Below are 25,611 nucleotides of genomic sequence, written 5' to 3'. Positions count from 1 at the left end.
TGCGAGCCGGGCAACAAGGCGCGCAACCCGTCATCACGGGTTGCGCGCTTAAGCGTTATTCGACGCTCAGGTACTTGCTCAGATGCTCGTTGTTGGCGTTGTCGCCCCAACCCTTGACCTTATCGTTCACGAGCCAGAGATTGGCGTCGTTCATCAAGGGAGCGATCGGCTGATCACGCATGATCAAGGCTTCCGCCTCATGCAGGATCTTGGAGCGGGCTGCCGGATCGCGCTCCTCATAGGACTTCTTCATCAGCGCGTCGAATTCCGGGTTTTCATAGTGCCCGTAATTGAACGTCTTGTTGCTGCTGACGCTGAGGTTGAGGAAGTTTTCCGCATCGGCATAGTCGGCAGTCCAGCCGGCGCGGGCGACGTTGAACTTGCCGCCTTCCTGCAGATAGGCATAGTGCGACGAGATATCGAGATTCATCAGCGTCACATTGGCGCCGAAGGTCTTCTTCCACATGTCGGCGACGGCTGTGGCGACGCGTTCGTGGTTCGGGTTGGTGTTGTAGCGGATTTCGATGTTCAGCGGCTTGCCGCCTTCACCGTAACCAGCCTCTTTCATGAGTTCCACGGCCTTGTCTTCGCGATCGAGCTGCGACATGCCGGCAAAGTCAGGCTTGGCTGGCTCGCCATAGGTTTCAAGCCCTGGGGGCACCATGGAATAGACCGGCAGTTTCGTCCCGTTGTAGATATCCTTGGCAAGGAAGTCACGATCGACGGCCATCGAAAGCGCCCGGCGCACGCGAACGTCGTTGAATGGTTCCGTGCGCGTATCGAACGGGTAGTAATAGGTTGCCGCTGCGGGTGTGACGTGCACCTGTTTGGGATTGGCGGCGCGCAGGCGGTCGATCTGGTCGGACGAGAAGTTGTAGACGAGGTCGAGTTCACCAGCCTCGTAGCGGCGAACATTCGCAGCCTGGTCATCGATCGGATAGAAGATCACCTTATCCAACTTGACGTTGGCAGCGTCCCAGTAATTTTCGTTCTTGACGACGGTCAGATGGTCGTTCGGCACGTGCTCGGCGAGCTTGAACGCGCCATTGCCGACCAGCTTGCCGGGCTTGACGAATTCAGCGCCATTCTTCTCGAAGCTTGCCTTGTTGATCGGCAGTGCGGTCTGGTGCGACAGCAGTTCGATGAAGAAGGGGGTCGGCCGTTCCAGCGTAATCTCAAGCGTCTTGTCGTCGATGGCCTTCATGCCAAGCTGATCGACAGCCATTCCGCCCTTGTTGATCTTTTCGGCGTTCTTGATCGGATAGAGAATGTTGGCATATCCAGCCGCGGTCTTCGGATCTTCGACCCGGCGCATGGAGAAGATGAAGTCTTCAGCGGTTACTGGCGAGCCGTCGGACCATTTCGCGTCAGCCCGGATCTTGAAGGTATAGACTGTGCCATCATCCGACACGGTCCAGCTTTCGGCGGCGCCTGGCACGATCTTGCCGTTGGCGTCATAGATGGTCAGGCCCTCATAAAGGTCCTTGACGATGAAGGCTTCGATGTCGATCGAGGTCTGCGACTGATCGAGGGTTTGCGGTTCGCCGCTGTTGCCGCGATGAAGTACCATCTCAGCCAGTGCCGGGCTTGCGCCGAGCATGAGTGATCCAAGCAGCAGGGCCGCGCGGATGTTGAGTTTCATAAGGGTCATTTTCTTATCCTTCCCCTCCAAGAGAATTGCGAAGGCATGAACAAATGCCAAAATTTTCCCAAAGGCAAGGAGGGTGTAATGCTTTCGTTGTAATATTTTTTGAACACGGGGCTTACGAGCACGTCAAAAAAATGTTGCACCATATGGACCAAAGCGCCATTTGACGGCACTTTTCGATGGAAATGCGGCAACTTGCGACAGAGGACAAATTTTGTCGGATTGTGTGGAAAACCGCGGTTATCGGGTTTTGTTAAAGGCTTCCAGCGCCCTTTCACGGGCACATTGAAGGTCGACAATGGGCAAAGGATAGGTCTTGCCGAGATCAATCTGCGCCATTTTTAGGGTGACGTGGGGCGCAGACCATGGCCGGTGCAGATATTTGTCGGGCAGCGCCGCCAGCTCGGGCAGGAATTTGCGCACGTAGTCTCCCTTCGGATCGTGTTTTTCGCCCTGCAGGACAGGATTGAAGATGCGGAAATAGGGTGCCGAATCCGCGCCTGAGCCAGCCACCCACTGCCAGCTCGCGGCGTTGTTTGCCGGGTCCGCATCGACCAGCGTCTCCCAGAACCATCCCTCGCCGATGCGCCAATCGACAAGCAGATGCTTGATCAGGAAAGAAGCAACGATCATGCGCACGCGGTTATGCATCCAGCCGGTCCGCCATAGCTGGCGCATACCGGCATCGACGATTGGATAGCCGGTTCGGCCATGCTTCCAGGCACTGAGAAGGTCGGGTCGATTTTCCCATGGGAAAGCATCAAAAGCAGTGTCGTAATTTTCCGAGGGCAACTTCGGATTGTTGTACAGCAGATGGTAGGAAAACTCGCGCCAGCCAAGTTCCTGACGGAATTTCTCCGCTCCTGCCCGCTGTCCATCGAGCATCGGATTCCTCGTGGCGTGCCAGATCTGAAAGGGCGTGATTTCGCCATGGGCAAGGTGCGGCGACAGGCGCGATGTCGCCTCAATATCCGGCCGGTCGCGATATTCGGCGTAACTGCCGATCCTATCGTGGAGGAAAACCTGGAGTCGATCGCGAGCGCCCTTCTCGCCCGGGCTCCACGCTTCGGAAAATCCCTTGGCCCAGTTCGCCTGGTGCGGCAGCAGTCCCCAATCATCAAGTGTGTCCGAAGCAAGTTCATGTTGCCAGCCCTTCAGTTCAAGCGGTGCCGGCAACGGATCGCGAAGCCCGGGCATAGCGTTGAGCACGCGCCAAAACGGCCTATAGACGCGGTAATGCCCGCCGGCCCCCGTCTTGAGTAGAGAAGGTTCGTGCAATATTTGCCCTTCGAAAGTCTGCGTTGCGATAGCCCGATGCGACAGTTGCACCCGCAGCGCCTCGTCAATCTCGGCTCCGGGAGGATCATAGCGGCGGTTCCACACGACCATATCCGCGCCGGTATCGTTGATCAGGGTGTCGATGACGTTGTCGGTCCTGCCGCGCTTTAGGACCAGGCGAGCCCCGAGCTCCCGCAGTGAAGCAGCAAGCGCGATCAGGGAATGATGCAGCCACCATCGCCGGGCGCCGCCCATGGGACGGTTGTCGCCGCTCACTCTTTCGTCGCGTAGATATATTGGAATGACCGGCTTTCCGGTCTGCGATGCGCGATGGAGCGCGCCATTGTCACCGAGCCGCAGATCATGACGGAACAGAACAATGACGGGCTTTTCGTTACCGGTATCGCTCATCTGGATAGCTGCACACCCTGCGCAATGACGATCACGCCTCAACCCTTATCGTGTCCTTGCCGGGTTGACCATGAGGAACGTGCGATCACGGAAACATAGCAGTGTACGGTTATCCTGTGCAGCAAATTTTCTGCGGCCGCCAGCAGAGGGCGGGTAACGTGTTTTGTGCCAGGCCGGGACATCAATCTTCGGTTTCGCAATCGCGCAACAGGGCTTCCAGTGTTTCCAGCCGGTCCGCTTCCATGGGTGGCTTGTCCCAGCGCAGGCGCGAGATGCGCGGGAAGCGCATGGCAACGCCCGACTTGTGCCGCTTGGAGCGGTTGAGCCCTTCGAATGCCACTTCGAGTACAAGGCCATGTTCGGGCTCGGCCCGCACCGAGCGCACCGGGCCAAAACGCTCGGTCGTATTGTTGCGCACGAAAGCGTCGAGCTGTTTCAGCTCATCGTCGGTGAAGCCGAAATAGGCTTTGCCGACGGGAACGAGGTACGGCTCGGTTTCCGGCCCGGTCCATAGGGCGAATGTGTAGTCCGAATAATAGCTCGACCGCTTGCCATGGCCGCGCTGGGCATAGACAAGCACGGCATCGATGATGAACGGATCGCGCTTCCACTTGAACCAGGGGCCCTTGGGGCGGCCCGGCACATAGGCGGAGGAGCGTTGCTTCAGCATCAGTCCTTCGATGATCGGATGCGGCGGGGCCTTGCGCAGTTCGACCAGGTCCTCGAAGGACGCGTAGGGCACCAATGGCGAAAGGTCGAAGCGGGTGGGTTCCAGCTTTATGACGAAGGTTTCGAGCCGGGTGCGGCGCTCGGCAAAGGGCAAGGCACGGATATCCACCTCGCCGTCGAAGAGCAGGTCATAGAGCCGCACGAAGGCCGGATGGCTTTCGAGCTGCTTGGCTGAAACATTCTTGCGGTTGAGACGCTGCTGCAGATCGCCGAAGGCACCGATCTCGATACCGGACTCTGCGCCGCGTGCGACCAGCAATTCGCCGTCGAGTGTGCCCTCGAAGGTCATGAAATCGGCGATATCGGGAAAAGCATGGGAGATATCATCGCCGGTGCGCGAATAGATGCGCCGCTGTCCGCCTTCCGCGGTCAATTGCACACGGATGCCGTCCCACTTCCACTCGGCGGCATATTCGGTTGCGTTGATCCTGGCATAATCCGGCTCTTCGAGCGGAGTCGACAGCATAACCGGGTGGAAGGGAGCGGCGGCGAGGCTCTGCGGCTTGTCCGCCTTGTTTTCCAGCCAGGCGAAGAGCGGCTCATAGGGCGGTTTCAACCCATGCCACAATTCCTCGATCTCGGTGACGTCTACCTTACCGAATTGCGCCAGCGCCTGCTTGGCGAGCCGCGCCGAGACGCCGATGCGCAGGCCGCCGGTGACAAGCTTGAGCAGAGCGTAACGGGCCGAGGCATCGAGCTGATCGAGCCATCGCTCAACCAGCCGTAAAGCATCGCTGCGTGACGCACGGGCAAGCGAACTGATCACCTCGCCAAGGGTGGGCACCGCATTGGCGCGGACAGGTTCGTCCGTCGACCAGACGAGCGAAATGGTCTCGGCAAGGTCGCCGACATAATCATAGGAATAGGCGAACAGCTGCTCGTCCATGCGCTCGGCGACAAGCGTGCGGATCATCGCCGGTTTGACATTGGCAACGTCGAGATCACGGGTAATGGCGGCCAGGGCAAGTCCGCGATCCGGGTCGGGGGTGTGGCGGAAATAATCGACAAGCAAAGTGAGCTTGCCGTTGCGCGCGGGCGTCAGGACCAGCCGGTCGAGGAGCTGTGCGAATTCTTCCATTGTGACCTAGTCTCCCTCGTCCTCGTAGCCGACGAGATGCAACGGACGCGCGGCAAAGCCGTTCAGCGCGCACCAGCGCACCAGCGCTTCCTCGCGCCCGTGCGTCACCCAGACCTGCGAAGGACCAAGCTCAGTGATCGTATCGGTGAGCTCGTCCCAATCGCAATGGTCCGACAGGATAATGGGGAGTTCGACGCCGCCCTGACGCGCGCGCTGGCGGATTCGCATCCAGCCGGACGCGAAGCAGGAGACAGGATCAGGGAACCGCCGCGCCCAGCGGTCGACAAAAGCGGAGGGTGGGCCGACGACAATGGCGCCGGCAAAATCCTGTACGCTGCCCGTTTCGACGGTAGCGGCTGCCAGAGGTCCAAGATCGACGCCTTGCGACTGGTAGTAGTCACAAAGTTTGGCCAAAGCGCCGTGAATATAAATGGTCCGGTCATACCCTGCATCGCGGAGCATTCGAATGACGCGCTGCGCTTTGCCAAGCGCATAGGCGCCGACGAGGTGGGAGCGTTCGGGAAACTGTTCGACCGATTTCAACAGCTTGGCAATCTCCTCGCGGCCATCGGGATGGCGGAATACCGGCAGCGCGAAGGTCGCTTCGGTGATGAAGACATCGCAGGCAACGGGCTCAAAACCAAGACAGGTCGGATCGGGGCGGCGCTTGTAGTCGCCGGAGGCGACAATGCGCATGCCATCCTTCTCGACGGCGATCTGTGCCGAACCCAGCACGTGGCCGGCCGGATGAAAGCTGACGATGACGCCATTGACTTCGACAGAATTGCCAAGTGTGGCAGCTTGCGTTTCGCCGGCGAAATGCGCGCCATAGCGCAAGCCCATAATGTCGAGCGTCTGCTGCGTCGCCATCACCTTTTGATGGCCGGAGCGTGCATGGTCCGAATGACCGTGAGTGATGAGTGCGCGATCTACGGGGCGCACCGGATCGATATAGAAATCGCCGGCGGGCGAATAGAGGCCGGCAGGTGTCGAGCACAAAAGAGCTTCAGGACGTTTCAGCAAGATGATCCTCTGGTTTACCCCCTAACGAAGATAGGCCGCATTTCGCTCCATGCAATCCTGACAAACAAGGCCTTGGCGCATTCAATCAACACCACTACATTCGCCGCAGTGAGCACCAGCAAAGTACCCCTCGCCGATATCGGCACCCCTCTTCTGCCGCCGCCTTTCCTGAACTGGTTTCAGGCCAAGGGCTGGTCGCCGCGCGTGCATCAGCTCGATTTACTGGAGGAGGCACAACAGGGGAACTCAACCCTCCTGATCGCGCCCACCGGCGCCGGCAAGACGCTGGCTGGATTTCTTCCGGCCCTGGTCGACCTTGCAGGCCGCGGCAAAAGCAACACAACGAGCCGCGGCGTCCATACGCTTTATATTTCACCGCTGAAGGCGCTGGCTGTCGACATTCGCCGCAACCTCGAAAGGCCTATCGAGGAGATGGGACTGGATATTTCGCTGGAGACGCGTACCGGCGATACGCCCGCCTACAAGCGCCAGCGGCAGAAACTGGCGCCGCCGGACATATTACTGACGACGCCGGAACAACTGGCGCTGCTGATCTCGGCCAAGGATGCCGGGCGTTTCTTCGAAGACCTGCGCTATGTAATCTTCGACGAGCTGCATTCGCTTGTCACTTCCAAGCGTGGTCACCTTCTGTCTCTCGGGCTGGCGCGGCTGCGCCGTCTGCAGCCGGGCGTGCAGACGATCGGTCTGTCCGCCACGGTCGCGGAACCAGAGGCGCTGCGGCGCTGGCTGCTACCCCAGAGCGGAAATTTGGCGATGGCCAGCCTCGTTACGGTGGAGGGCGGCGCGAAGCCGCACATCACCATCCTCGAAACCGATGACCATGTGCCATGGGCCGGGCATTCGGCGGTCTATGCGCTGCCGGGTATTTACGATGCGATCAAGCGGCATGGGACCACGCTGATCTTCGTCAATACGCGCAGCCAGGCCGAGCGCCTGTTTCATGATCTGTGGATGGCGAATGACGATAACCTTCCAATTGCGTTGCATCACGGCTCGCTCGATGTCAGCAAGCGTCGCAAGGTCGAGCAGGCAATGGCGGCGAATGCCCTGCGCGCCGTGGTCGCCACCTCGACGCTGGATCTTGGTATTGACTGGGGCGACGTCGATCTCGTCATCCATGTCGGTGCACCCAAGGGTGCAAGCCGCCTCGCGCAACGCATTGGCCGTTCCAATCACCGCATGGACGAACCATCGCGCGCCATCCTCGTTCCCGCCAACCGCTTCGAGGTGATGGAGTGCCAGGCGGCGCTCGATGCCAATTATGTCGGCGCGCAGGATACGCCGCCGCTCGGCGATGGTTCGCTCGACGTGCTGGCCCAGCATGTGCTCGGCATGGCCTGCGCCGAGCCGTTCCATGCAGACGATCTCTATGCAGAAGTCTCCACCGCCCTGCCTTACGCTGCACTGCCGCGCGACACCTTCGACCGCATCGTCGATTTCGTCGCGACCGGCGGCTATGCGCTGAAAAGCTATGAGCGTTTCGCCAAGATCCGCCAGACCGCCGATGGATCGTGGCGTGTGACGCATCCACGCTTTGCCCAGCAATACCGGCTGAATGTCGGCACCATCATCGAGGCGCCGAGCCTGAATGTTCGCTTGACGCGCCAGCGTGGCAAGGGCGCCAATGCACGTGCCATCATCAAGGGGGGAGGACCGGTGCTAGGCAAGGTGGAGGAATATTTCGTCGAAGGGCTCAGTCCCGGCGACACGTTTTTCTTCTCCGGACGTGTGTTGCGCTTCGAGGGCATCCGCGAGAACGAGTGCATCGTATCGAACGCCGAGGGCTTCGACGCCAAGATTCCGGCCTATGCCGGCGGCAAGTTCCCGCTGACCACCTATCTCGCCGATCAGGTGCGCTCCATGCTCGGAGATCCAAAACGCTGGGGTGCCCTGCCCGATCAGGTCAGCGACTGGCTGCGCATCCAGCGTGACAGGTCCGTCCTGCCGCAGCCGGGCAGCCTGCTTGTCGAGACATTCCCGCGCGGCGAGCGTTCCTACATGGTGACCTATCCATTCGAAGGCAGGCTGGCGCACCAGACGCTCGGCATGCTGCTGACGCGGCGGCTGGAGCGGGCCAAGGCGAGACCGCTCGGCTTCATTGCCACGGATTATGCGCTCACTATCTGGGGACTGAGCGACATGGGCCGCATGTTCAAAAAAAATGAGCTGCCGCTGGCAGAGCTCTTCAACGAGGACATGCTGGGCGACGACCTTGAGGCCTGGCTGGCGGAAAGCTGGATGCTGAAACGCACCTTTCGCAACTGCGCGCTCATCTCCGGCCTCGTGGAAAAACGCCACCCTGGTCAAGAGAAGTCCGGCCGGCAGGTGACAGTCTCGACGGACTTGATTTATGACGTGTTGCGGGAGCATGAGCCGGACCACATCCTGATCCAGGCGACGCGTGCCGATGCCGCAACGGGCCTTCTCGACATTCGCCGTCTGGCCGATATGCTAAGCCGAATCAAGGGGCATATCGTGCACAAGGATCTCGACCGGATTTCGCCGCTCGCCGTTCCCGTGATGATGGAAATCGGCAAGGAACGCGTTCCCGGCGAGGCGCATGAGAGGCTGCTGGAAGAGATCGCCGACGAGTTGACCCGCGAAATGATGGACCACAGATGAATTTGGCATTTCAGGCGACGAAGACAGCCTTGCACGGCACGGCCGAGATGGCCGTTGCCGGGCAGCGGGCCGTGTGCGATCCGTCGGGGGCGCTTTACCTCGACTGTGACCGGATTCTCGTTGTCTCGGATCTGCATTTCGAAAAAGGTTCGTCCTTTGCCCGGCGTGGGATGCTGCTGCCGCCCTATGATACGGCAACGACGCTGGCTGCGCTTGCCAAGGTCATTGCGCGCTACAATCCGGTCTGCGTGATCAGCCTCGGCGACAGTTTCCACGATGGCGATGCAGCGGCCCGCCTGCCCGCACTTTATGCGGCGCAACTTGCCGTGCTGATGGCAGGACGGGAGTGGATCTGGATCACCGGCAATCATGATCCGGAGCACCCCGCGGATCTGCCGGGCGAGACGTTTGCCGAACTTGCATTTGGCAATCTCGTCTTCCGGCACGAGCCGTCGAAGACGCCCTGCCCCGGCGAGATCGCAGGACACCTGCATCCGGCCGCCAAGGTGGTGCGGCGCGGACAGGCGGTGCAACGGCGCTGTTTTGTCAGCGACCAGTCGCGCGTGATCATGCCAGCCTTCGGCGCCTATACGGGCGGGCTCAACATTCTTGGCCGGGCATTTCACGGGCTGTTCGATGCCCACGCGATTACCGCCTATATGCTCGGCCATGCCCGGGTCTATCCGATGGTAAGGAAGGCGCTTTATCTTTGAATCCTATGCGACGCGTGCTTGCAATTGGTAAGGAAATTCCTAACTTTCCTTGCAAGGAGATGCACATGATTACCAGCAAAATGACCAGCAAAGCGCAGACGACGATACCGCAAGCGGTCCGTATGGCTCTTAATCTGAAGCCTGGTGACGAAATCGCCTATCAAATTGAGGACGGTCGCGTGATTCTCATGCGGACGGAAGGTCGCGCGCAAGCCGACGACCCGTTTGCAACGTTCTCGGAGTGGGACAGCGAAGCGGACAGAAATGCCTATGCCAACCTTTAAGGCCGGCGACGTTGTGCGTGTTCCATTTCCATACACCGATCGGAACACCCGCCAGCACCGGCCTGGTGGGTGCTGATGATCACCAGTGCAGCAAACCGGCCCCGGACAGGTGATGTTCCTATACGTGCCCATCATGATGCAGGCCTTCCTGCGCCTTCAGTCATTCGGCCCGCCAAGATCGCAACAATGGAAGCTTCACATGCCGACAAACTCGGAAATCTCACGAAAGCAACGTTCAAGCAGGTCATGCAAGCGGTTAATGCAATCCTGAGCGGATAGGTCAGAGGTCATATCGGCAAGCGCCCGTCTTCCTTCAGGGTGTCGAGCACGATGGCGGTTTTGACATGCTGTACGGATTCATGCGGTAGCAGGATTTCATTGACGAACGTGGAAAGCCCGCGCAGGTCCGGCGTCACGACCTTGATGAAATAATCCATCTCTCCAGTCAGCGCATGGGCTTCCATCACTTGCGGCAGGTTTGAAATCAGCTCGGAAAACCGCTGAGCATTGTCCCGGTTGTGCGTTGCAAGGGTCACCGAGATGATGTTGACGATGCCGAGGCCGAGCTTTTCCCGGTCAATTTCTGCCCGGTAGCCGCGAATGTACCCTTCCTCTTCCAGCCGGGTACGGCGGCGTGAACATTGCGAGGGTGAGAGGTTGATCCGCTCGGAAAGCTCGTTGTTCGTCAGCCGTCCGTCTTCCTGCAGGCAGATGAGTATTTTGCGGTCAGACGGGTCAAGCTGTTCCATTCATGCATCCTTTGCTTCAAATACGCACGAAACATGCAAAACCTACGCCATAAGAGCTTTGAAATGCAAGCACATTGCGGGCGTTTTGCGCGATAATGGCGCGCCAACCAAAGGGAGGATGATATGGGCCCGTTTCCGCATGACGCACCGAAGGCTGTCATCAGCAAAGACAACCCGGCCGGAACGGACGGATTTGAATTTGTCGAATTCTCCCATCCCGAGCCGGAAAAGCTGGAAGAGCTGTTTACCCGCATGGGCTACATGCCGGTTGCCCGCCACAAGACCAAGAAAATAACTGTCTGGCGGCAGGGCGATATCAATTACATCCTCAATGCAGAGCCTGGGTCCCATGCCACGCGATTCGTAGAAAAACATGGTCCATGTGCCCCTTCCATGGCCTGGCGCGTGGTGGATGCAAATCACGCTTTCAATCATGCGGTGGCCAAGGGTGCGACAGCCTATGAAGGCGACGACAAGACGCTCGATGTTCCGGCGATTGTCGGTATTGGCGGCTCGATGCTGTATTTCATCGAAACCTATGGGGACAAGGGTTCAGCCTATGACGCTGAGTTTGAATGGCTCGGCGAGCGTAATCCGGCGCCGGAAGGTGTCGGTTTCTATTATCTCGATCACCTGACGCACAATGTCTATCGCGGCAACATGGATAAGTGGTGGGCGTTCTATCGTGAACTGTTCGGCTTCAAGCAGATCCATTTCTTCGATATTGCCGGCAAGCTGACGGGCCTCGTTTCGCGTGCCATCACCTCACCGTGCGGCAAGATTCGCATTCCGTTGAACGAATCGACCGACGACAAGAGCCAGATCGAGGAATACCTGCGCAAGTACAAGGGCGAAGGCATCCAGCACATCGCCGTTGGCACAGAAGCGATCTATGACGCGACCGACAGGCTTGCTGACAACGGACTGAAATTCATGCCCGGTCCGCCGGAGACCTATTATGAAAAATCACATGAGCGCGTCCACGGGCACGACGAGCCGATCGAGCGGATGAAGAAGCATGGCATTCTCATCGATGGCGACGGCGTGGTCGATGGCGGTATGACCAAAATCCTGTTGCAGATCTTCTCCAAGACAGTCATCGGACCGATCTTCTTCGAATTCATCCAGCGCAAGGGTGACGAGGGTTTTGGCGAGGGCAACTTCCGCGCGCTGTTCGAGTCGATCGAGGAAGATCAGATCCGCCGCGGCGTGATCAAGATCGAGGCTGCGGAGTAGGCGACAACAGCAAGCATTGCACCGGGTAAAAATATGACCTAAATTATGGTCATAAGGAGTGATGCTGTGAACATTTCAATTGCGCAAGCGAAAGCCAAATTCTCAGAACTTGTCGCTCGTGCACAGGCAGGCGAGGAGATCGTCCTCACGCGTCACGGCAAGGCGGTCGCAACCATATCCCCCCTGCCCAATCAGAACATCGAGCCCGGTCGGTTGATCGGCGCCCTGAAGGGACGCGTGAAGATTTCGGACGACTTCAATGATCTTGGCCCCGAATGGGATGACTACGTCAAGTGAGCCGTCCGCTCTACCTCATCGACACGCATGTGCTGCTCTGGGCTGTCAGTGATGATCGGAGTCTTTCACGGTCGCAAAGGGCCATCCTTGAGCAGGGTGATGGCCTCATCGTCAGCGTCGCCTCGATTTGGGAGATCGCAATAAAACGCGCCTTGGGCAAGCTTGTCCTCGATGGCAATATTGTCGAGACAGTCAGGGCGCACAACATCCCCTTCCTTGCGGTGAACGCGTTGCATGCGGCGCGGACGGAGCAATTGGGCGATCACCACCGGGACCCCTTTGACCGCATGCTCATAGCCCAGGCGCAGATGGAAAATCTGACAATCCTGACATGCGATAAGATATTCAGCCAGTACGATGTGACCGTTATCTGACATCTGTTGTTCCCCGGATGAGCAGCGGGCTGGGCCAACGGTGTCTATCCGGAAGGCTTCACCCGATCCGGATGCGCGGCACCAAAGGCTTCTATTGCCTCGCAATGTCCCGCAATTGCGTTGATGCGGGCAAGGTGGCCGATCCCTGCGCCCCAGCGCTTGGCGTTGTAGACCTGCGGAACCAGGCAAAAATCCGCCATTCCGGGTGTGTCGCCGTGGCAGAATTTACCCGTATCGGGATGATCCAGCATGTTCTCAAACGCCACGAGCCCCTCAGAAATGAATTTGCGCATCCAGGCGCTTCGGGTCTCTTCGGTTCCCCCCGTCAATTGCATGACATGCGATATCGTGCCCAGGTTGCAGACAGGATGGATCTCCATGGCGATGGCGTGGGACAGCGATCGCACGCGCTGGCGCCCCACCGGGTCGGCCGGCAGAAAGCCGGCACCGGGATGGGTCTCGTCAAGATATTCGATGATCGCCAGGGATTGCGTCATCATGTGACCGTCTATGGCGAGCGCCGGTACCAGACCCTGGGGATTGCGGCACAGATGGTCGAGACCCTTATGCTCGTTCGCCAGCAGATTGACGGAGACGGATTCATACTCAAGTCCAAGAAGGTTGAGCGCAATGCGCACCCGGTAACTGGCGGATGATCGCCAATAGTCGTAAAGGATCGCCCTAGCGCCCATAATGCGTTACCTGCTGCTCGATGGCGCCAAAGATCGAACGGCCATGTTCGTCCTTCATCTCGATACGAACAATGTCGCCGAAGCGCATAAACGGCGTCTGTGGTGCGCCAAGATCGATTGTCTCGATCATGCGGATTTCGGCAATGCACGAATACCCGGCGCCGCCGTCCTCCACTGACTTGCCCGGTCCACCGTCGAGCTTGTTGGACACCGTGCCGGAGCCGATGATGGTTCCGGCGGCAAGCGGCCTCGTCTTGGCGGCATGGGCAATCAGCGTTGGAAAATCGAAGGTCATGTCGATGCCGGCATTAGCCCGGCCAAAGGATTTGCCATTGAGATCGACATGCAGCGGCAGATGCACCTTGCCGCCATCCCAGGCATCGCCCAGCTCGTCAGGTGTTACTGCCACCGGTGAAAATGCCGATGAAGGTTTGGACTGAAAGAAACCGAACCCCTTGGCGAGTTCTGCCGGAATGAGCGCACGCAGGCTGACATCGTTGACCAGCATGATAAGGCGGATAGCGTCGCGCGCTTCATCCGTGCTCGCACCCATGGGCACCTCGTCGACGATCACCGCGACCTCGCCTTCCATGTCGATGCCATAGGCCTCTTCCGCCACCCAGATCGGCTCGCGGGGTCTAAGGAAACTGTCCGAGCCACCCTGATAGAGCAAGGGATCGGTCCAGAAGCTTTCAGGCATCTGCGCGCCGCGCGCCTTGCGCACCAGCTCGACGTGATTGACATAGGCCGATCCATCCGCCCACTGATAGGCACGCGGCAGCGGCGACAGGGCGTCATGCTCGTGAAAGCGCTCGAAAGGGACCGCGCCGAGTTCAAGGCCGGAGCTTAACGCTTCAAGATGCGGCGCGATGCGCCCCCAATTATCGAGGGCAGACTGGAGGGTCGGTATCAGGAACGAAGCATCGGTGTAGCGCGTCAGGTCCTTCGATACGAGGACGAGCCTGCCGTCGCGCGTTCCATTGGTCAACGAGGCGAGCTTCATGTGTTTTTGGCCTCCTCTGGCCAGTCTCCCGCAACGGTTCCGTTAAACCGCTTTTTCAGGTCCTTCCAGCAATCGGCATAATTGTCCTGAAGCGAGTCCAGCTCCGCTGCAAAACGGGTCAGATGCTGCGGGAAACGCGTTTCGAACATGAATGCCAAGGTGTTCTCCAAACGCTGCGGCTTCAGGTCCACCGTCGAAGCCTTGTTGAAACCCATCGCGTCGGGACCATGCGGCAGCATCATGTTGTGCAGGCTCATACCACCGGGCACGAATCCCTCCTCCTTGGCATCGTACTGACCATATACCAGTCCCATGAATTCCGACATGATATTGCGATGGTACCAGGGCGGGCGAAAACTGTGCTCCGCCACCAGCCAGCGTGGCGGAAAAATCACGAAATCAACATTGGCCGTTCCCTCTTCACCCGAGGGCGCGGTGAGCACGGTGAAAATGGATGGGTCGGGGTGATCGAACAGGATCGCGCCGACGGGCGAGAAGGTGCGCAGGTCATATTTGTACGGCGCATAATTGCCGTGCCAGGCCACGACGTCGAGCGGCGAATGGTCGAGCGTGGTTTCATAGAACTTGCCGCACCATTTCACATGCAGGCGGCATGGTACTTCCTTGTCCTCGTAGGCTGCGACCGGCGTCTTGAAATCGCGCGGATTGGCCAGGCAGTTTGCACCGATCGGGCCGCGGTCGGGCAGCGAGAATTTTGCGCCGTAGTTCTCGCAAATGTAACCGCGAGCCTCGCCATCGAGTGCTGCGACCTTGACCATCATGCCGCGCGGGATGACGCAGATTTCCGAAGGTTCGACCTCGATGATGCCCATCTCGGTGAAAATGCGGAGCCTGCCTCGCTCGGGCACCAGCAGCAACTCGCCATCGGCATTGAAGAAATAGTCGTCGACCATGTCACTGTTGAAGGCATAGACATGCGCCGCCATGCCCGCCTGCCCATGCACATCGCCGGCAGTGGTCATGGTGCGGATACCGTCGATAAAATTGACGGGCTCTTTCGGCATGGGCGTCGGGTTCCAGCGCAGTTGCCCGATCGGCAGTTCATGATCATCGAGATTGGGTGCAGTCTTCCAATGGTCGCGCCTTGCAGGTGCGAACCGCCCGCCATGCTTGACGGAGGGGCGGATACGATAGAGCCAGGAGCGCTCGTTGATGCCGCGCGGGGCGGTGAAGGGGGAACCGGAAAGCTGTTCGGCATAGAGCCCGTAGGCGCAACGCTGTGGCGAGTTCTGTCCCTGCGGCAGCGCGCCGGGCAGGGATTCCGTTTCGAAGTCATTGCCGAAGCCCGGCATATAATGAAGAGCGGCCATGGTTCTTCCTCCTGGACCAATTTAGTTGCAATTGTGACGATCTATTTTGTAACTATCAACGCTAAACAGGGATTTTGAAGCAATGACAGACGAGACAAGGCCGCCGCTGATACTGGAGGACTTCATCCCCTACCGGCTGAACAAGGCGGCGGAGGCCGTCAGCCAGCGCTTCGCCCGTCTCTACCGGGATCAGTATGGTCTGACACGGCCGGAATGGCGAACTCTGGCAACGCTCGGCCAGTTCGGTACGCTGACAGCAACGGCCATTGGCGTGCATTCATCCATGCACAAGACCAAGGTTTCGCGAGCAGTCTTCGCGCTTGAGCAGCGGCGCTGGCTGCAACGCAAACGTGATGAAACTGACCGGCGCATCGAGAATCTGGAGCTCACGGCTGCAGGGCGCAAAGCATATAACGAGCTTGCCAAGGTTGCGCATCAATTCGAGGCGGAGCTTTTGTCAAACCTCGGTTCAAAAGGCGAGAAGGAGCTTAAGGCCGGACTGGCTGCGTTGGAAGCCTATTTTGGAAAGAGATATCCTTGATATTGTCTTTGGAACACTCCATATTGATGTGTGATGTTTGATGCTCGATGTTTGGAGATGGAAATGCGAACGACTTTGGCTATTGATGACGACGTGCTTGCGGCAGCAAAGGGCTTAGCCGAACATCAAAACAAGACAATCGGCGAGGTCATATCAATGCTTGCCCGGAAATCTCTACAGGCGCCAATTGTCAGCATAACCGAACGTAACGGTGTACCGCTGCTTACTGTAAAGGATGGAACTCCCGTTACGATGGAGTTCGTCAATCAGTTGCGCGATGAATTGCCCTGATGACATTTTTGCTCGACGTCAATGTGCTCATTGCGCTGTTTGATCCAGCACATATTCATCACGTTTCCGCGCACAATTGGTTCGCAGAGATTGGTCAGTCCGCTTGGGCCACTTGCCCCCTTACGGAGAATGGTGTCATTCGCATTATCGGCGACGCGCGCTACCGGAATTCCCCCGGTTCTCCAGCTGCGATTGCGTCGTTGTTGGCAGTTTTTACGTCCAGGCCCGGCCATGAGTTCTGGACGGACAGTATCAGCCTTATGAGGTCAAAGCTGATAGACCAGTCGAGACTGCTAATTTCGAGTCAGATTACAGACACCTACCTTCTTGCACTTGCAAGATCCAATGAAGGCCAGTTGGCAACTTTTGACCGGCGCTTGGTGACTGACGCTGTGCCCGGTGGAAAAGATAACCTTCACCTGATCGAATTGTGACTCTGCACCTTAACTCTTCAATCTATAGCCCGTCCTGAAGATCCAGCGCAGCACCAGCATGCAGGCGATGAGGAACACTGCCGTCATGGCGAGGCTCGTTCCGATATGCACGTCCGACAGGCCATAGAAGCTCCAGCGGAAACCGCTGATGAGATAGACGACCGGGTTGAACAGCGTCACCGTCTGCCAGAATGGCGGCAGCATGTCGACCGCATAGAAACTGCCGCCGAGGAAGGTGAGCGGCGTGATGATCATCAACGGCACAAGCTGGAGTTTTTCAAAACCATCGGCCCAAATGCCGATGATGAAACCGAAAAGGCTGAAGGTGACGGCAGTAAGGACCAGGAAAAGCAGCATCATGAAAGGATGCTCGATCCGCAATGGCACGAACAGCGCAGCCGTCGCCAGGATAATCAGGCCGAGGATGATCGACTTTGACGCAGCTGCCCCGACATAGGCGATGACGATCTCGACATAGGAAACGGGTGCCGACAGGAGCTCGTAGATCGTACCGACGAATTTCGGAAAATAGATGCCAAAGGAAGCGTTCGAGATGCTTTGCGTCAGCAGCGACAGCATGATGAGGCCCGGTACGATGAAAGCGCCGTAGCTGACCCCGTTGATCTCCGGAATACGGCCGCCGATGGCCGAGCCGAAGACGACGAAATAAAGGCTGGTGGAAATCACCGGCGAGATCACGCTTTGCATGATCGTGCGCCACGTGCGGTGCATTTCGAACAGGTAGATTGCCTTGATGGCGTAGAGGTTCATTTGCGTTCCCTCACGAGGCTGACGAAGATTTCCTCCAGCGAGCTTTCCTTCGTCTGGATATCGTTGAAGCGGACTTCGGCCTTGTCGAGATCTTTCAACAGTGCGGTGATGCCGGTGCGCTCTTTTTGGGTGTCGTACGTATAGATCAGCTCGGCGCCGTCCGGCGACAGTTCGAGGCCATATTTGCTCAGCGCTTCGGGTACAGTTTCGCGCTTTCCCTGCAAATGCAGCCGCAGCTGCTTCTTGCCGAGCGAGCGCATCAGTTCGTCTTTTTCCTCAACCAGAATGATCTCGCCGTGGCTGATGACACCGATCCGGTCAGCCATCTGCTGGGCTTCCTCGATGTAATGCGTCGTCAGGATGATGGTCACGCCCGAGGCGCGCAGCGCGCGCACGACATTCCACATGTCACGCCGCAATTCGACGTCGACCCCGGCGGTGGGCTCGTCCAGGAACAGGATCTCCGGCTCATGCGACAGCGCCTTGGCGATCATCACGCGGCGCTTCATGCCGCCAGAGAGGGTCATGAGCTTGGAGTCTTTCTTATCCCAAAGTGACAACTCTTTCAGGATCTTCTCGATGTGCGCAGGTTTTGCGGGTTTGCCGAACAGACCCCGGCTGAAGCTGACCGTATTCCACACCGTCTCGAAGGCATCGGTCGTCAGTTCCTGGGGAACGAGGCCGATCTTGGTGCGCGCTGCACGATATTCCTTGATGATATCGTGGCCGTCGGCGAGGATTGTTCCCGACGTCGGGTTGACGATGCCGCAAATCGTGGAAATCAGGGTGGTCTTGCCCGCGCCGTTGGGGCCGAGCAAAGCGAAAATCTCGCCGTGGCGGATCTCGAGATTGATGTTCTTCAGCGCTTCAAAACCGGTCGAATAGGTCTTGTAAAGACTGGAGACAGAGATGGCTGAGGACATGAAGGTACCCGGAAAGGAATTTCGGTCTGGACGTGTTTAGCAGAACGCATCGCTAGATGCGAAGCATCATTGGGAATGATGTTGCTTATATGGAGGTGCTTGGCGGGTTTTCAAACCACCCCTGCTGACAATTGACGTCAGCAGACTGCCTGAACAAGAAAAGCCCGGAAGAAGGTCCCGGGCTTTTCTGGTGATTATGCTGCGACGCTTTCTCCGCGAACTTCCCGCATGCTTGGGAGGAAAATTGTCAGCAGACCCAGGAATGGCAGGTACGAACAGATCAAATAGACATAGTCGATGCCCTTGATATCGGCAACGAAGCCGAGCACAGCCGCCGCAATGCCGGCCATGCCGAAGGCGAAGCCGAAGAAGATCCCGGCGATCATGCCGACGCGGCCCGGCACCAGTTCCTGCGCGAAGACGACAATGGCAGGAAAGGCCGAGGAGAGGATAAGGCCGATGAAGACGGTCAGGACGCCGGTCCAGAACAGGCTGGCGTAGGGCATCATCAGCGTGAACGGCAGGACACCGAGGATCGAGAACCAGATCACCGCCTTGGTACCGATCTTGTCGCCGATCGGTCCGCCGAGAATGGTCCCTACACCGGCCGCGCCGAGGAACAGGAAGAGCATCATCTGCGACTGTGGCACCGATATGCCAAACTTGTGGATGACGTAGAAGGTGTAATAGCTGGAGATGCTGGCGAGATAGATGTTTTTGGTGAAGACCAGCAGCGTCAGGATGATCAAGGACATCACGACCTTGCCGCGCGGCAGTTTCAGCTGCCTGCTTGCGGCCGGCCTGTTGGCATTGGCGGCGCGGTAGCGCTGGTACCAGCTGCCGACCTGGTAGAGAATGATCATGCCGATCAAAGCTGCCAGCGAAAACCAGGCGATACTCTGCTGGCCACGTGGCAGAACGATGAAAGCCGCAAGCAGCGGGCCGCTGGCGCTGCCGAAATTACCGCCGACCTGAAAGAACGACTGGGCGAGACCATGGCGGCCACCGGAGGCCAGCCGGGCCACGCGCGAAGATTCCGGATGGAATATCGAAGAGCCAATGCCGATGAAAGCGGCGCCTGCAAGCAGCATCACATAATGGGTAGCGATGGACAGGAGAACAAGCCCGACAAGTGAGAACGCCATGCCGACAGTCAATGAATAGGGCATCGGGCGCTTGTCAGTATAGGTGCCGACAATGGGCTGCAACAGCGATGCGGTGACCTGGAAGGTCAGCGTGAGAAAGCCGATCTGCTTGAAATCGAGGCCATAATTCTGCTTGAGCATCGGATAGATGGCCGAAAGCAGCGATTGCATCATGTCATTGAGAAAATGGCAGAAACTCACGGCAAATATGATGGCAAATACGGTGGTTTCAGCGGAACTGCGCTGCGCAGGCATGGCGGTATCAGTCATTTAGCGTTTCCATCGAAGAATGAGGGCATTATCGCAAACGACTGCGCCGCCCTTCTGAGCCACTGATATACCTGTTGCGCCCAACCTGCTTTCGTGGTTTGGTCCAGTTCTTTCGTGACTGGGCCAAAACATGCGCTATAAAACATTTGCCGCGCGCAATGCCGCCGGCGTCGAACTGGAAGAGCTGCACAAGCTGCGTCTCGACTGGCTCGAGCAGGCGGAGGGAGACGTCTTTGCCCTCGCCGCCTACTATCCATCCGGATTTCATATTCCCGATCATCATCACAGTCAGTCGCAATTGCTGCACGCGATCACCGGCGTTGCCATGGTCACGACGCAGTTCGGCCGCTGGATGGTGCCGCCGCATCATGCGCTGTGGCTGCCGGCCGGGATCGAACATGCTGTCGACATGCTCGGCGATGTTGCCATGCACTCGATCTACGTGCGGCCCGATGCGGTCGACGGCTTGAAGAGCCACCTGCACGTGGTGGGTCTGACACCGCTCATGGACAATTTGATCAGGGAGGCGGTGGCGGCTCCCGCCGATGTACCGGCTGATCCGCGGACGACTTTCATCATGGGACTGCTGCTGCACGAGATTCCAAACCTGCAGGAACGCCCGCTCGGTCTGCCCTTCCCGGAAGACCGGCGTCTGGCGGCACTCTGCCGGGGTTTTCTCAAAGACCCCTCACCCCACACCAATATCAATGACTGGGCCGATGGACTGGGCATGAGCCGGCGCACTTTCACGCGTGTGTTCCGCCGGGAAACAGGTCTCAGCCTTTCCACCTGGCGTCAGCAGGCCTGTCTGCTCTCAGCCTTGCCGCGGCTGACGGAAGGCGAGCCGGTAACCAGCGTCGCACTCGATCTTGGCTACAACAGCGTCCCGGCCTTCACCACCATGTTCAAGCGCATGCTCGGGGCACCGCCACGGCACTATCTTCACTCGGCGGCCTGAACCCTCGGCGCGGGAACGTAATTGAGGATCGGTCCCAGCCAGCGCTCGACTTCGGCGACCGGCATGGATTTGCGCTTCGAATAGTCTTCCACCTGATCGCGTTCGACCTTTGCAACACCAAAATAATAGCTTTCCGGATGGGCGAGATAGACACCCGAAACCGATGAGCCAGGCCACATCGCGTAGCTCTCCGTGAGGCGAACGTTGATCCTGGCCTCGGCGTCGAGCAGGCGGAACAGCGTTTTCTTCTCCGTATGATCGGGTTGTGCCGGATAGCCGGGGGCCGGGCGGATGCCGCGATAGGGTTCGCCAATCAGCTCGTCCGGCGCAAGGGCTTCGTCGGGCGCGTAGCCCCAGAACTCCTTGCGGACACGTTCGTGCATCAGTTCGGCAAAGGCTTCGGCGAAACGGTCAGCCAGAGCTTTGACAAGGATGGAGGAATAATCATCATTGGCCCGCTCGAAGCGTTCGGCAATGGCGATTTCCTCGATCCCGGCAGTGACGACAAACCCGCCGACGTAATCGTTGCTGCCGCTGTCCACCGGCGCGACGAAATCGGCAAGCGCCACATTCGGGCGTCCGTCGCGCTTCGACAGCTGCTGGCGCAGGGTGAAGAAGGTCGCAAGTTCCTCCTTGCGTGCCTCATCGGTGAAGAGGCGAATATCATCGCCGACCGCGCCCGCCGGCCACAGGCCAATGATGGCCTTCGGGTTGAACCACTTCTCGGTGATGATCTTCTTCAGCATGGCCTGTGCATCGTCGAAGAGCTGCCGCGCCGCTGCGCCCTGCTTCTCATCGTCGAGAATGGCGGGATAGCGGCCCTTCAATTCCCAGGTCTGGAAGAATGGCGTCCAGTCGATGTAGCGGGCGATTTCAGCAAGATCGTAATTTTCGAATATCCGCGTGCCGAGGAAGCTCGGTTTGGGCGGCGTATAGGATGACCAGTTGATCTTGTGCGCATTGCCCCGTGCCTTTTCGAGGCTCAGCCGCTGCTTGTCCGCTTCGTTGCGCGCGTGGGCTTCCGCGACTTTCAAATATTCGGCCTGGATTGTTTCGACATATCCGGGCTTGGTCTCCAGCGACAGGAGATTGGAGACAACGCCAACGGCGCGGCTCGCATCCGTGACGTAGATGGTCTGGCCTTTGTTGTAGCGCGGATTGATCTTGACCGCGGTGTGCACGCGGCTGGTCGTTGCGCCCCCGATAAGCAGGGGAATATCAAAGCCCTCGCGCTCCATTTCCGAGGCAACGTGCACCATCTCGTCAAGCGACGGCGTAATCAGACCGGACAGGCCAATGATGTCGACGTTCTGTTCCTTGGCTGTTTGCAGTATCTTGGCCGAGGGCACCATCACGCCGAGATCGATGATCTCGTAATTGTTGCAGGCAAGCACGACGCCGACGATGTTCTTGCCGATATCGTGCACGTCGCCCTTGACGGTCGCCATCAATACCTTGCCAGCGCTTTCGCGCTCGCCGGTGCCGCCATTGGCAAGCTTTTCCGCCTCCATATAGGGCAGCAGCAGAGCCACCGCCTGCTTCATCACGCGGGCAGATTTAACCACCTGCGGCAGGAACATCTTGCCGGCACCGAAGAGATCGCCGACGACATTCATGCCGGCCATCAACGGACCTTCGATCACGTGCAATGGCCGCTCTGCCCCAAGCCGCGCCTCTTCGGTATCGACATCGATGAATTCCGTGATGCCATTGACAAGTGCGTGCTCGATGCGCTTGCCGACGCCCCATTCGCGCCAGGCGAGATCGCGTTCGCGCGCTTCCTTGCCCGCCGAACCCTTGTAGCGTTCGGCAAGGTCAAGCAGCCGCTCGGTCGCATCGTCGCGGCGGTTGAGAACCACATCCTCGCAGGCTTCGCGCAATTCCGGGTCGATCGATTCATACACCGCGAGCTGACCGGCATTGACGATACCCATATCCATACCGACCTGGATCGCATGGTAGAGGAACACCGCATGCATCGCCTCGCGCACGGGCTCATTGCCACGGAACGAGAACGACAGATTGGAGATGCCGCCGGAAATGTGCACATGCGGCAGGGTTTCGGTGATCTGCCTGGTCGCTTCGATAAAAGCGACGCCATAGCCATTATGCTCTTCGATGCCGGTGGCGACAGCAAAGACGTTGGGATCGAAGACGATATCTTCCGGCGGGAATCCCGCCTCCCTGGTCAAGAGGTCATAGGCGCGTGTGCAGATCGCGACCTTGCGTTCCAGCGTGTCGGCCTGACCGTCCGTATCGAAGGCCATGACCACCACGGCCGCACCATAGGCGCGCACCTTTTTGGCGTGATCGATAAAGGCTTGCTCGCCCTCCTTCATGGAGATGGAATTGACCAGCGGTTTGCCCTGCACGCATTTCAACCCGGCCTCGATAACATCCCATTTGGATGAATCGATCATCACCGGCACGCGGGCAATGTCCGGTTCGGCGGCGATGAGGTTGAGGAACTCGACCATGGCCTTTTCGCTGTCGATCAGGCCCTCGTCCATGTTGATGTCGATGATCTGCGCGCCGTTGGCCACCTGGTCGCGTGCGACATCGAGCGCCGTGGCGAAATCGCCGGCGGTGATGAGCTTGCGGAACTTGGCCGAGCCGGTGATATTGGTGCGCTCGCCGACATTGACGAAGGCAATGTCCTTGGTCAGCGTAAAAGGCTCAAGGCCCGAAAGGCGCATATGGGTCGCGGTTTCGGGAATTTCGCGCGGCTTGTATTTGCTGACCGCCGCGGCGATCGTCCGGATGTGTTCGGGTGTCGAGCCGCAGCAACCGCCGACGATGTTGAGCAGGCCCTCCTTGGCGAATTCTTCCAGCTGCGCAGCCATCGCCTCCGGGCTCTCGTCATACTGGCCGAATTCGTTGGGCAGGCCAGCATTGGGATAGGCGCAGACAAACGTATCGGCAACGCTGGCGATTTCCGCCAGATGGTCGCGCATGGCATTGGCGCCAAGCGCGCAGTTGAGGCCGATGGTGAAAGGCCGGGAATGGCGCACCGAATACCAGAACGCTGTCGGGGTCTGGCCGGAAAGGGTGCGGCCGGAGAGGTCGGTGATCGTGCCGGAAATCATCACGGGAAGGGTGACGCCCTTCTCCTCGAACACTTGCTGGGTCGCGAAGATCGCCGCCTTGGCATTGAGCGTATCGAAGATCGTCTCGATCAGGATGATATCCGCACCGCCATCAATGAGGCCGCGTACCTGGTCGGCGTAGGCGACACGCAGGTCATCGAACGTAACAGCGCGGTAGCCGGGGTTGTTGACGTCCGGTGAAATCGAGGCCGTGCGGTTGGTCGGGCCGAGTGCGCCGGCGACAAAGCGGCGACGGCCATCCTTCTGCTCAGCCTTCAATGCGGCTCGGCGGGCAAGCCGTGCGCCATCGCGGTTCAGTTCATAGACGACCTCTTCCATGCTGTAGTCGGCTTGGGCGATGGTCGTGGAGGAAAATGTGTTGGTCTCGAGAATATCGGCACCGGCCATGGCGTAGGCGTAGTGGATATCCTCGATCGCCTGCGGCTGCGTCAGGATCAGAAGGTCGTTGTTGCCCTGGAGATGACAGGAGCAGTCGGCGAAACGCGTCCCGCGGAAGCTTTCCTCGTTGAGGTTGAGACCCTGGATCTGCGTGCCCATGGCGCCGTCGAGAATGAGGATACGTTCCTGCGCCGCCTTGGTGAGCGCTGCAAAAACTTCCCGTCCGTCCCGAGGAGCGCCCATGGGACCGAACAGATTATCGACTGCAATACTCATAACTCGACAGGCCTCATGATCCGTGATTTGGAAGAGGCGGCAGGGTCACATAAAGATATGTTTATGTCAACAAATCAATTCTATTGGCGGCAGGAAATGTCGCAATCTCATATATGAGTGGATCTGATCTTTTCTTGCAAATCGGCAGTCCGGCTCATGCGTGTTCAGACACTGGCGGAGGAAACCTTTGGTGAGAAAGACAAAGCCAATCGCTGGCTGCGGCGAACACTGACCGAACTTGGCGGCGAAACGCCGCTCGTCGTTGCGCAGACGGAGGCCGGAGCGCGTGTCATCGAGACCATCCTTGGTAAGATCGCCTGGGGTGCAGCCGCCTGATGCGGCTTTGGCGCCTGTCTGGCCGGCAGCATGCAGACGCTTTCGACGGTGGTTACGGCCTGCTGTTCGATGGGCGCTGGAACACGACCGGTCGCGCTGTTACCTATTGCGCCATGTCGCCCGCACTTTGCGTGCTGGAGAAATTGGTGCATGTCGAAGATCCGGCGCTTCTGCCGGCGCTTGTCATGGTGACGTACGACGTTCCGGACGATCTGGAGACCGAAACAGTTACCCTGGAGGATTTGCCGCGAGACTGGCGACGGCAGGAGGGGCTGACGCAGCGCATGGGTGATGGCTGGCACAAGGCAAAGACAAGTCCGTTACTGAAAGTACCATCGGCCATCGTTCCCATTGCTGGCTCGCCCGATGTCAACGTGTTGATTAACCACGTGCATGCGGCAGCCTCAAAAATCACGATAGCGGCAATGGCGCCGTTCGTACTGGGCCCCCGGGCTCTTTTAAACGAGGGCAGGGCTCAATGGGCCCTGCCCTTTCGCCGATTGTCGACCAGCGCTGTAAACAGTGCTTTCAATTGCTGCGGGCCGTCCGCATCGATGGCCCGAGAATCGATGCGCTGGATCTCGCGGCGCGCAGCCTCTATCGGGTCGGCATTCCTCGGCAACCAGAACAACCAGGCGAGGAAGATCTCTTCTGGCTGCGCAGCGGCCGAACCGGGTGACTGAGTGGCGGCC

General features: G+C 58.7%; 25 protein-coding genes. 13 read left to right on the top strand and 12 right to left on the bottom strand.

Annotated features, from left to right (window positions below; all coding sequences use genetic code 11):
* Positions 1–55: 55 nt before the first annotated feature.
* The 4 genes from CU103_RS18205 to CU103_RS18190 form a co-directional block, all read right to left on the bottom strand.
* Complete coding sequence (locus CU103_RS18205) at positions 56–1,651, bottom strand: peptide ABC transporter substrate-binding protein (protein WP_106665510.1); 1,596 nt, start codon at positions 1,649–1,651, stop codon at positions 56–58.
* Positions 1,652–1,888: 237 nt separating this feature from the next.
* Positions 1,889–3,337 (bottom strand): cryptochrome/photolyase family protein, encoded by a 1,449-nt coding sequence (locus CU103_RS18200; RefSeq protein WP_106665451.1) that lies wholly within the window; start codon positions 3,335–3,337, stop codon positions 1,889–1,891.
* A gap of 181 nt (positions 3,338–3,518) precedes the next feature.
* Positions 3,519–5,144 carry a cisplatin damage response ATP-dependent DNA ligase gene (locus CU103_RS18195; RefSeq protein ID WP_106665450.1) on the bottom strand — a complete coding sequence of 542 codons (1,626 nt, stop codon included), beginning with the start codon at positions 5,142–5,144 and terminating at the stop codon, positions 3,519–3,521.
* Between the two features lie 6 nt (positions 5,145–5,150).
* A complete protein-coding gene (locus CU103_RS18190) occupies positions 5,151–6,167 on the bottom strand; it encodes a ligase-associated DNA damage response exonuclease (protein WP_210203784.1) in 1,017 nt (338 codons plus the stop codon).
* 108 nt (positions 6,168–6,275) lie between these two features.
* Between CU103_RS18190 and CU103_RS18185 the strand changes: the two genes are divergently transcribed.
* The 4 genes from CU103_RS18185 to CU103_RS18170 all read left to right on the top strand — a co-directional run bounded on the left by CU103_RS18185 (position 6,276) and on the right by CU103_RS18170 (position 10,086).
* Positions 6,276–8,810 carry a ligase-associated DNA damage response DEXH box helicase gene (locus CU103_RS18185; protein ID WP_106665509.1) on the top strand — a complete coding sequence of 845 codons (2,535 nt, stop codon included), beginning with the start codon at positions 6,276–6,278 and terminating at the stop codon, positions 8,808–8,810.
* The gene (pdeM, locus tag CU103_RS18180) at positions 8,807–9,523 is read left to right on the top strand and encodes a ligase-associated DNA damage response endonuclease PdeM (protein WP_106665448.1); all 717 of its coding nucleotides are present in this window, start codon (positions 8,807–8,809) and stop codon (positions 9,521–9,523) included. The genes CU103_RS18185 and pdeM overlap by 4 nt, the downstream gene beginning before the upstream one ends.
* Before the next feature lie 65 nt (positions 9,524–9,588).
* Entirely contained in the window at positions 9,589–9,807 is a 219-nt protein-coding gene (locus CU103_RS32520) for an AbrB/MazE/SpoVT family DNA-binding domain-containing protein (RefSeq protein ID WP_106665447.1), read from the top strand.
* Positions 9,808–9,882: 75 nt separating this feature from the next.
* Positions 9,883–10,086, top strand: coding sequence for a type II toxin-antitoxin system PemK/MazF family toxin (locus CU103_RS18170; protein ID WP_245448866.1), 204 nt, complete (start codon positions 9,883–9,885; stop codon positions 10,084–10,086).
* Positions 10,087–10,094: 8 nt separating this feature from the next.
* Here CU103_RS18170 and CU103_RS18165 read toward each other — a convergent pair whose 3' ends face one another.
* Positions 10,095–10,556 carry an Lrp/AsnC family transcriptional regulator gene (locus tag CU103_RS18165; RefSeq protein WP_106665446.1) on the bottom strand — a complete coding sequence of 154 codons (462 nt, stop codon included), beginning with the start codon at positions 10,554–10,556 and terminating at the stop codon, positions 10,095–10,097.
* Between the two features lie 123 nt (positions 10,557–10,679).
* Between CU103_RS18165 and hppD the strand changes: the two genes are divergently transcribed.
* From hppD to CU103_RS18150, 3 genes are all read left to right on the top strand, one after another.
* Entirely contained in the window at positions 10,680–11,792 is a 1,113-nt protein-coding gene (hppD, locus tag CU103_RS18160) for a 4-hydroxyphenylpyruvate dioxygenase (protein ID WP_106665445.1), read from the top strand.
* A gap of 66 nt (positions 11,793–11,858) precedes the next feature.
* Positions 11,859–12,089, top strand: a complete 231-nt coding sequence (locus tag CU103_RS18155) for a type II toxin-antitoxin system Phd/YefM family antitoxin (protein ID WP_106665444.1) — start codon at positions 11,859–11,861, stop codon at positions 12,087–12,089.
* Entirely contained in the window at positions 12,086–12,463 is a 378-nt protein-coding gene (locus CU103_RS18150) for a type II toxin-antitoxin system VapC family toxin (protein ID WP_106665443.1), read from the top strand. Before CU103_RS18155 ends, CU103_RS18150 begins: the two co-directional genes overlap by 4 nt.
* A 44-nt stretch (positions 12,464–12,507) precedes the next feature.
* Here CU103_RS18150 and maiA read toward each other — a convergent pair whose 3' ends face one another.
* From maiA to hmgA, 3 genes are read right to left on the bottom strand one after another with little or no spacing between them, the layout of a single operon-like run.
* Positions 12,508–13,155, bottom strand: a complete 648-nt coding sequence (maiA, locus tag CU103_RS18145; protein ID WP_106665442.1) for a maleylacetoacetate isomerase — start codon at positions 13,153–13,155, stop codon at positions 12,508–12,510.
* On the bottom strand, positions 13,145–14,158 hold the full coding sequence (locus tag CU103_RS18140) for a fumarylacetoacetate hydrolase family protein (RefSeq protein WP_106665441.1): 1,014 nt from the start codon (positions 14,156–14,158) through the stop codon (positions 13,145–13,147). The genes maiA and CU103_RS18140 overlap by 11 nt, the downstream gene beginning before the upstream one ends.
* Positions 14,155–15,489, bottom strand: coding sequence for a homogentisate 1,2-dioxygenase (gene hmgA, locus CU103_RS18135; RefSeq protein ID WP_106665440.1), 1,335 nt, complete (start codon positions 15,487–15,489; stop codon positions 14,155–14,157). The genes CU103_RS18140 and hmgA overlap by 4 nt, the downstream gene beginning before the upstream one ends.
* A gap of 82 nt (positions 15,490–15,571) precedes the next feature.
* On the opposite strand from hmgA, the gene CU103_RS18130 reads away from it, so the two are divergent.
* The 3 genes from CU103_RS18130 to CU103_RS18120 all read left to right on the top strand — a co-directional run bounded on the left by CU103_RS18130 (position 15,572) and on the right by CU103_RS18120 (position 16,755).
* Positions 15,572–16,030: a MarR family winged helix-turn-helix transcriptional regulator gene (locus CU103_RS18130; protein WP_106665439.1), complete on the top strand. Its 459-nt coding sequence runs from the start codon at positions 15,572–15,574 to the stop codon at positions 16,028–16,030.
* Between the two features lie 63 nt (positions 16,031–16,093).
* On the top strand, positions 16,094–16,321 hold the full coding sequence (locus tag CU103_RS18125) for a CopG family transcriptional regulator (RefSeq protein WP_106665438.1): 228 nt from the start codon (positions 16,094–16,096) through the stop codon (positions 16,319–16,321).
* On the top strand, positions 16,321–16,755 hold the full coding sequence (locus CU103_RS18120) for a TA system VapC family ribonuclease toxin (protein WP_106665437.1): 435 nt from the start codon (positions 16,321–16,323) through the stop codon (positions 16,753–16,755). Before CU103_RS18125 ends, CU103_RS18120 begins: the two co-directional genes overlap by 1 nt.
* Before the next feature lie 9 nt (positions 16,756–16,764).
* Here the strand turns inward: CU103_RS18120 and CU103_RS18115 are convergent, their stop codons facing one another.
* From CU103_RS18115 to CU103_RS18105, 3 genes are all read right to left on the bottom strand, one after another.
* Positions 16,765–17,526, bottom strand: coding sequence for an ABC transporter permease (locus tag CU103_RS18115; RefSeq protein ID WP_106665436.1), 762 nt, complete (start codon positions 17,524–17,526; stop codon positions 16,765–16,767).
* Positions 17,523–18,449 carry an ABC transporter ATP-binding protein gene (locus CU103_RS18110; RefSeq protein WP_106665435.1) on the bottom strand — a complete coding sequence of 309 codons (927 nt, stop codon included), beginning with the start codon at positions 18,447–18,449 and terminating at the stop codon, positions 17,523–17,525. Before CU103_RS18110 ends, CU103_RS18115 begins: the two co-directional genes overlap by 4 nt.
* A gap of 194 nt (positions 18,450–18,643) precedes the next feature.
* Entirely contained in the window at positions 18,644–19,864 is a 1,221-nt protein-coding gene (locus CU103_RS18105; RefSeq protein WP_106665434.1) for an MFS transporter, read from the bottom strand.
* Positions 19,865–19,994: 130 nt separating this feature from the next.
* Here CU103_RS18105 and CU103_RS18100 point away from each other — a divergent pair, with 130 nt between their 5' ends.
* Positions 19,995–20,822: an AraC family transcriptional regulator gene (locus tag CU103_RS18100; protein ID WP_106665433.1), complete on the top strand. Its 828-nt coding sequence runs from the start codon at positions 19,995–19,997 to the stop codon at positions 20,820–20,822.
* Here CU103_RS18100 and metH read toward each other — a convergent pair.
* Positions 20,807–24,583: a methionine synthase gene (gene metH, locus CU103_RS18095; RefSeq protein WP_106665432.1), complete on the bottom strand. Its 3,777-nt coding sequence runs from the start codon at positions 24,581–24,583 to the stop codon at positions 20,807–20,809. The genes CU103_RS18100 and metH overlap by 16 nt on opposite strands.
* A 156-nt stretch (positions 24,584–24,739) precedes the next feature.
* Between metH and CU103_RS18090 the strand changes: the two genes are divergently transcribed.
* Both CU103_RS18090 and CU103_RS18085 read left to right on the top strand, forming a co-directional pair.
* Positions 24,740–24,919 carry an MbcA/ParS/Xre antitoxin family protein gene (locus CU103_RS18090; RefSeq protein ID WP_245448864.1) on the top strand — a complete coding sequence of 60 codons (180 nt, stop codon included), beginning with the start codon at positions 24,740–24,742 and terminating at the stop codon, positions 24,917–24,919.
* Entirely contained in the window at positions 24,919–25,602 is a 684-nt protein-coding gene (locus tag CU103_RS18085) for an RES family NAD+ phosphorylase (RefSeq protein ID WP_106665431.1), read from the top strand. The genes CU103_RS18090 and CU103_RS18085 overlap by 1 nt, the downstream gene beginning before the upstream one ends.
* Positions 25,603–25,611: the final 9 nt, after the last annotated feature.

The organism is Phyllobacterium sophorae, from assembly GCF_003010965.1.
GTDB classification, from domain to species: Bacteria; Pseudomonadota; Alphaproteobacteria; order Rhizobiales; family Rhizobiaceae; genus Phyllobacterium; species Phyllobacterium sophorae.
This window is presented reverse-complemented; position numbering and strand designations above follow the sequence as displayed.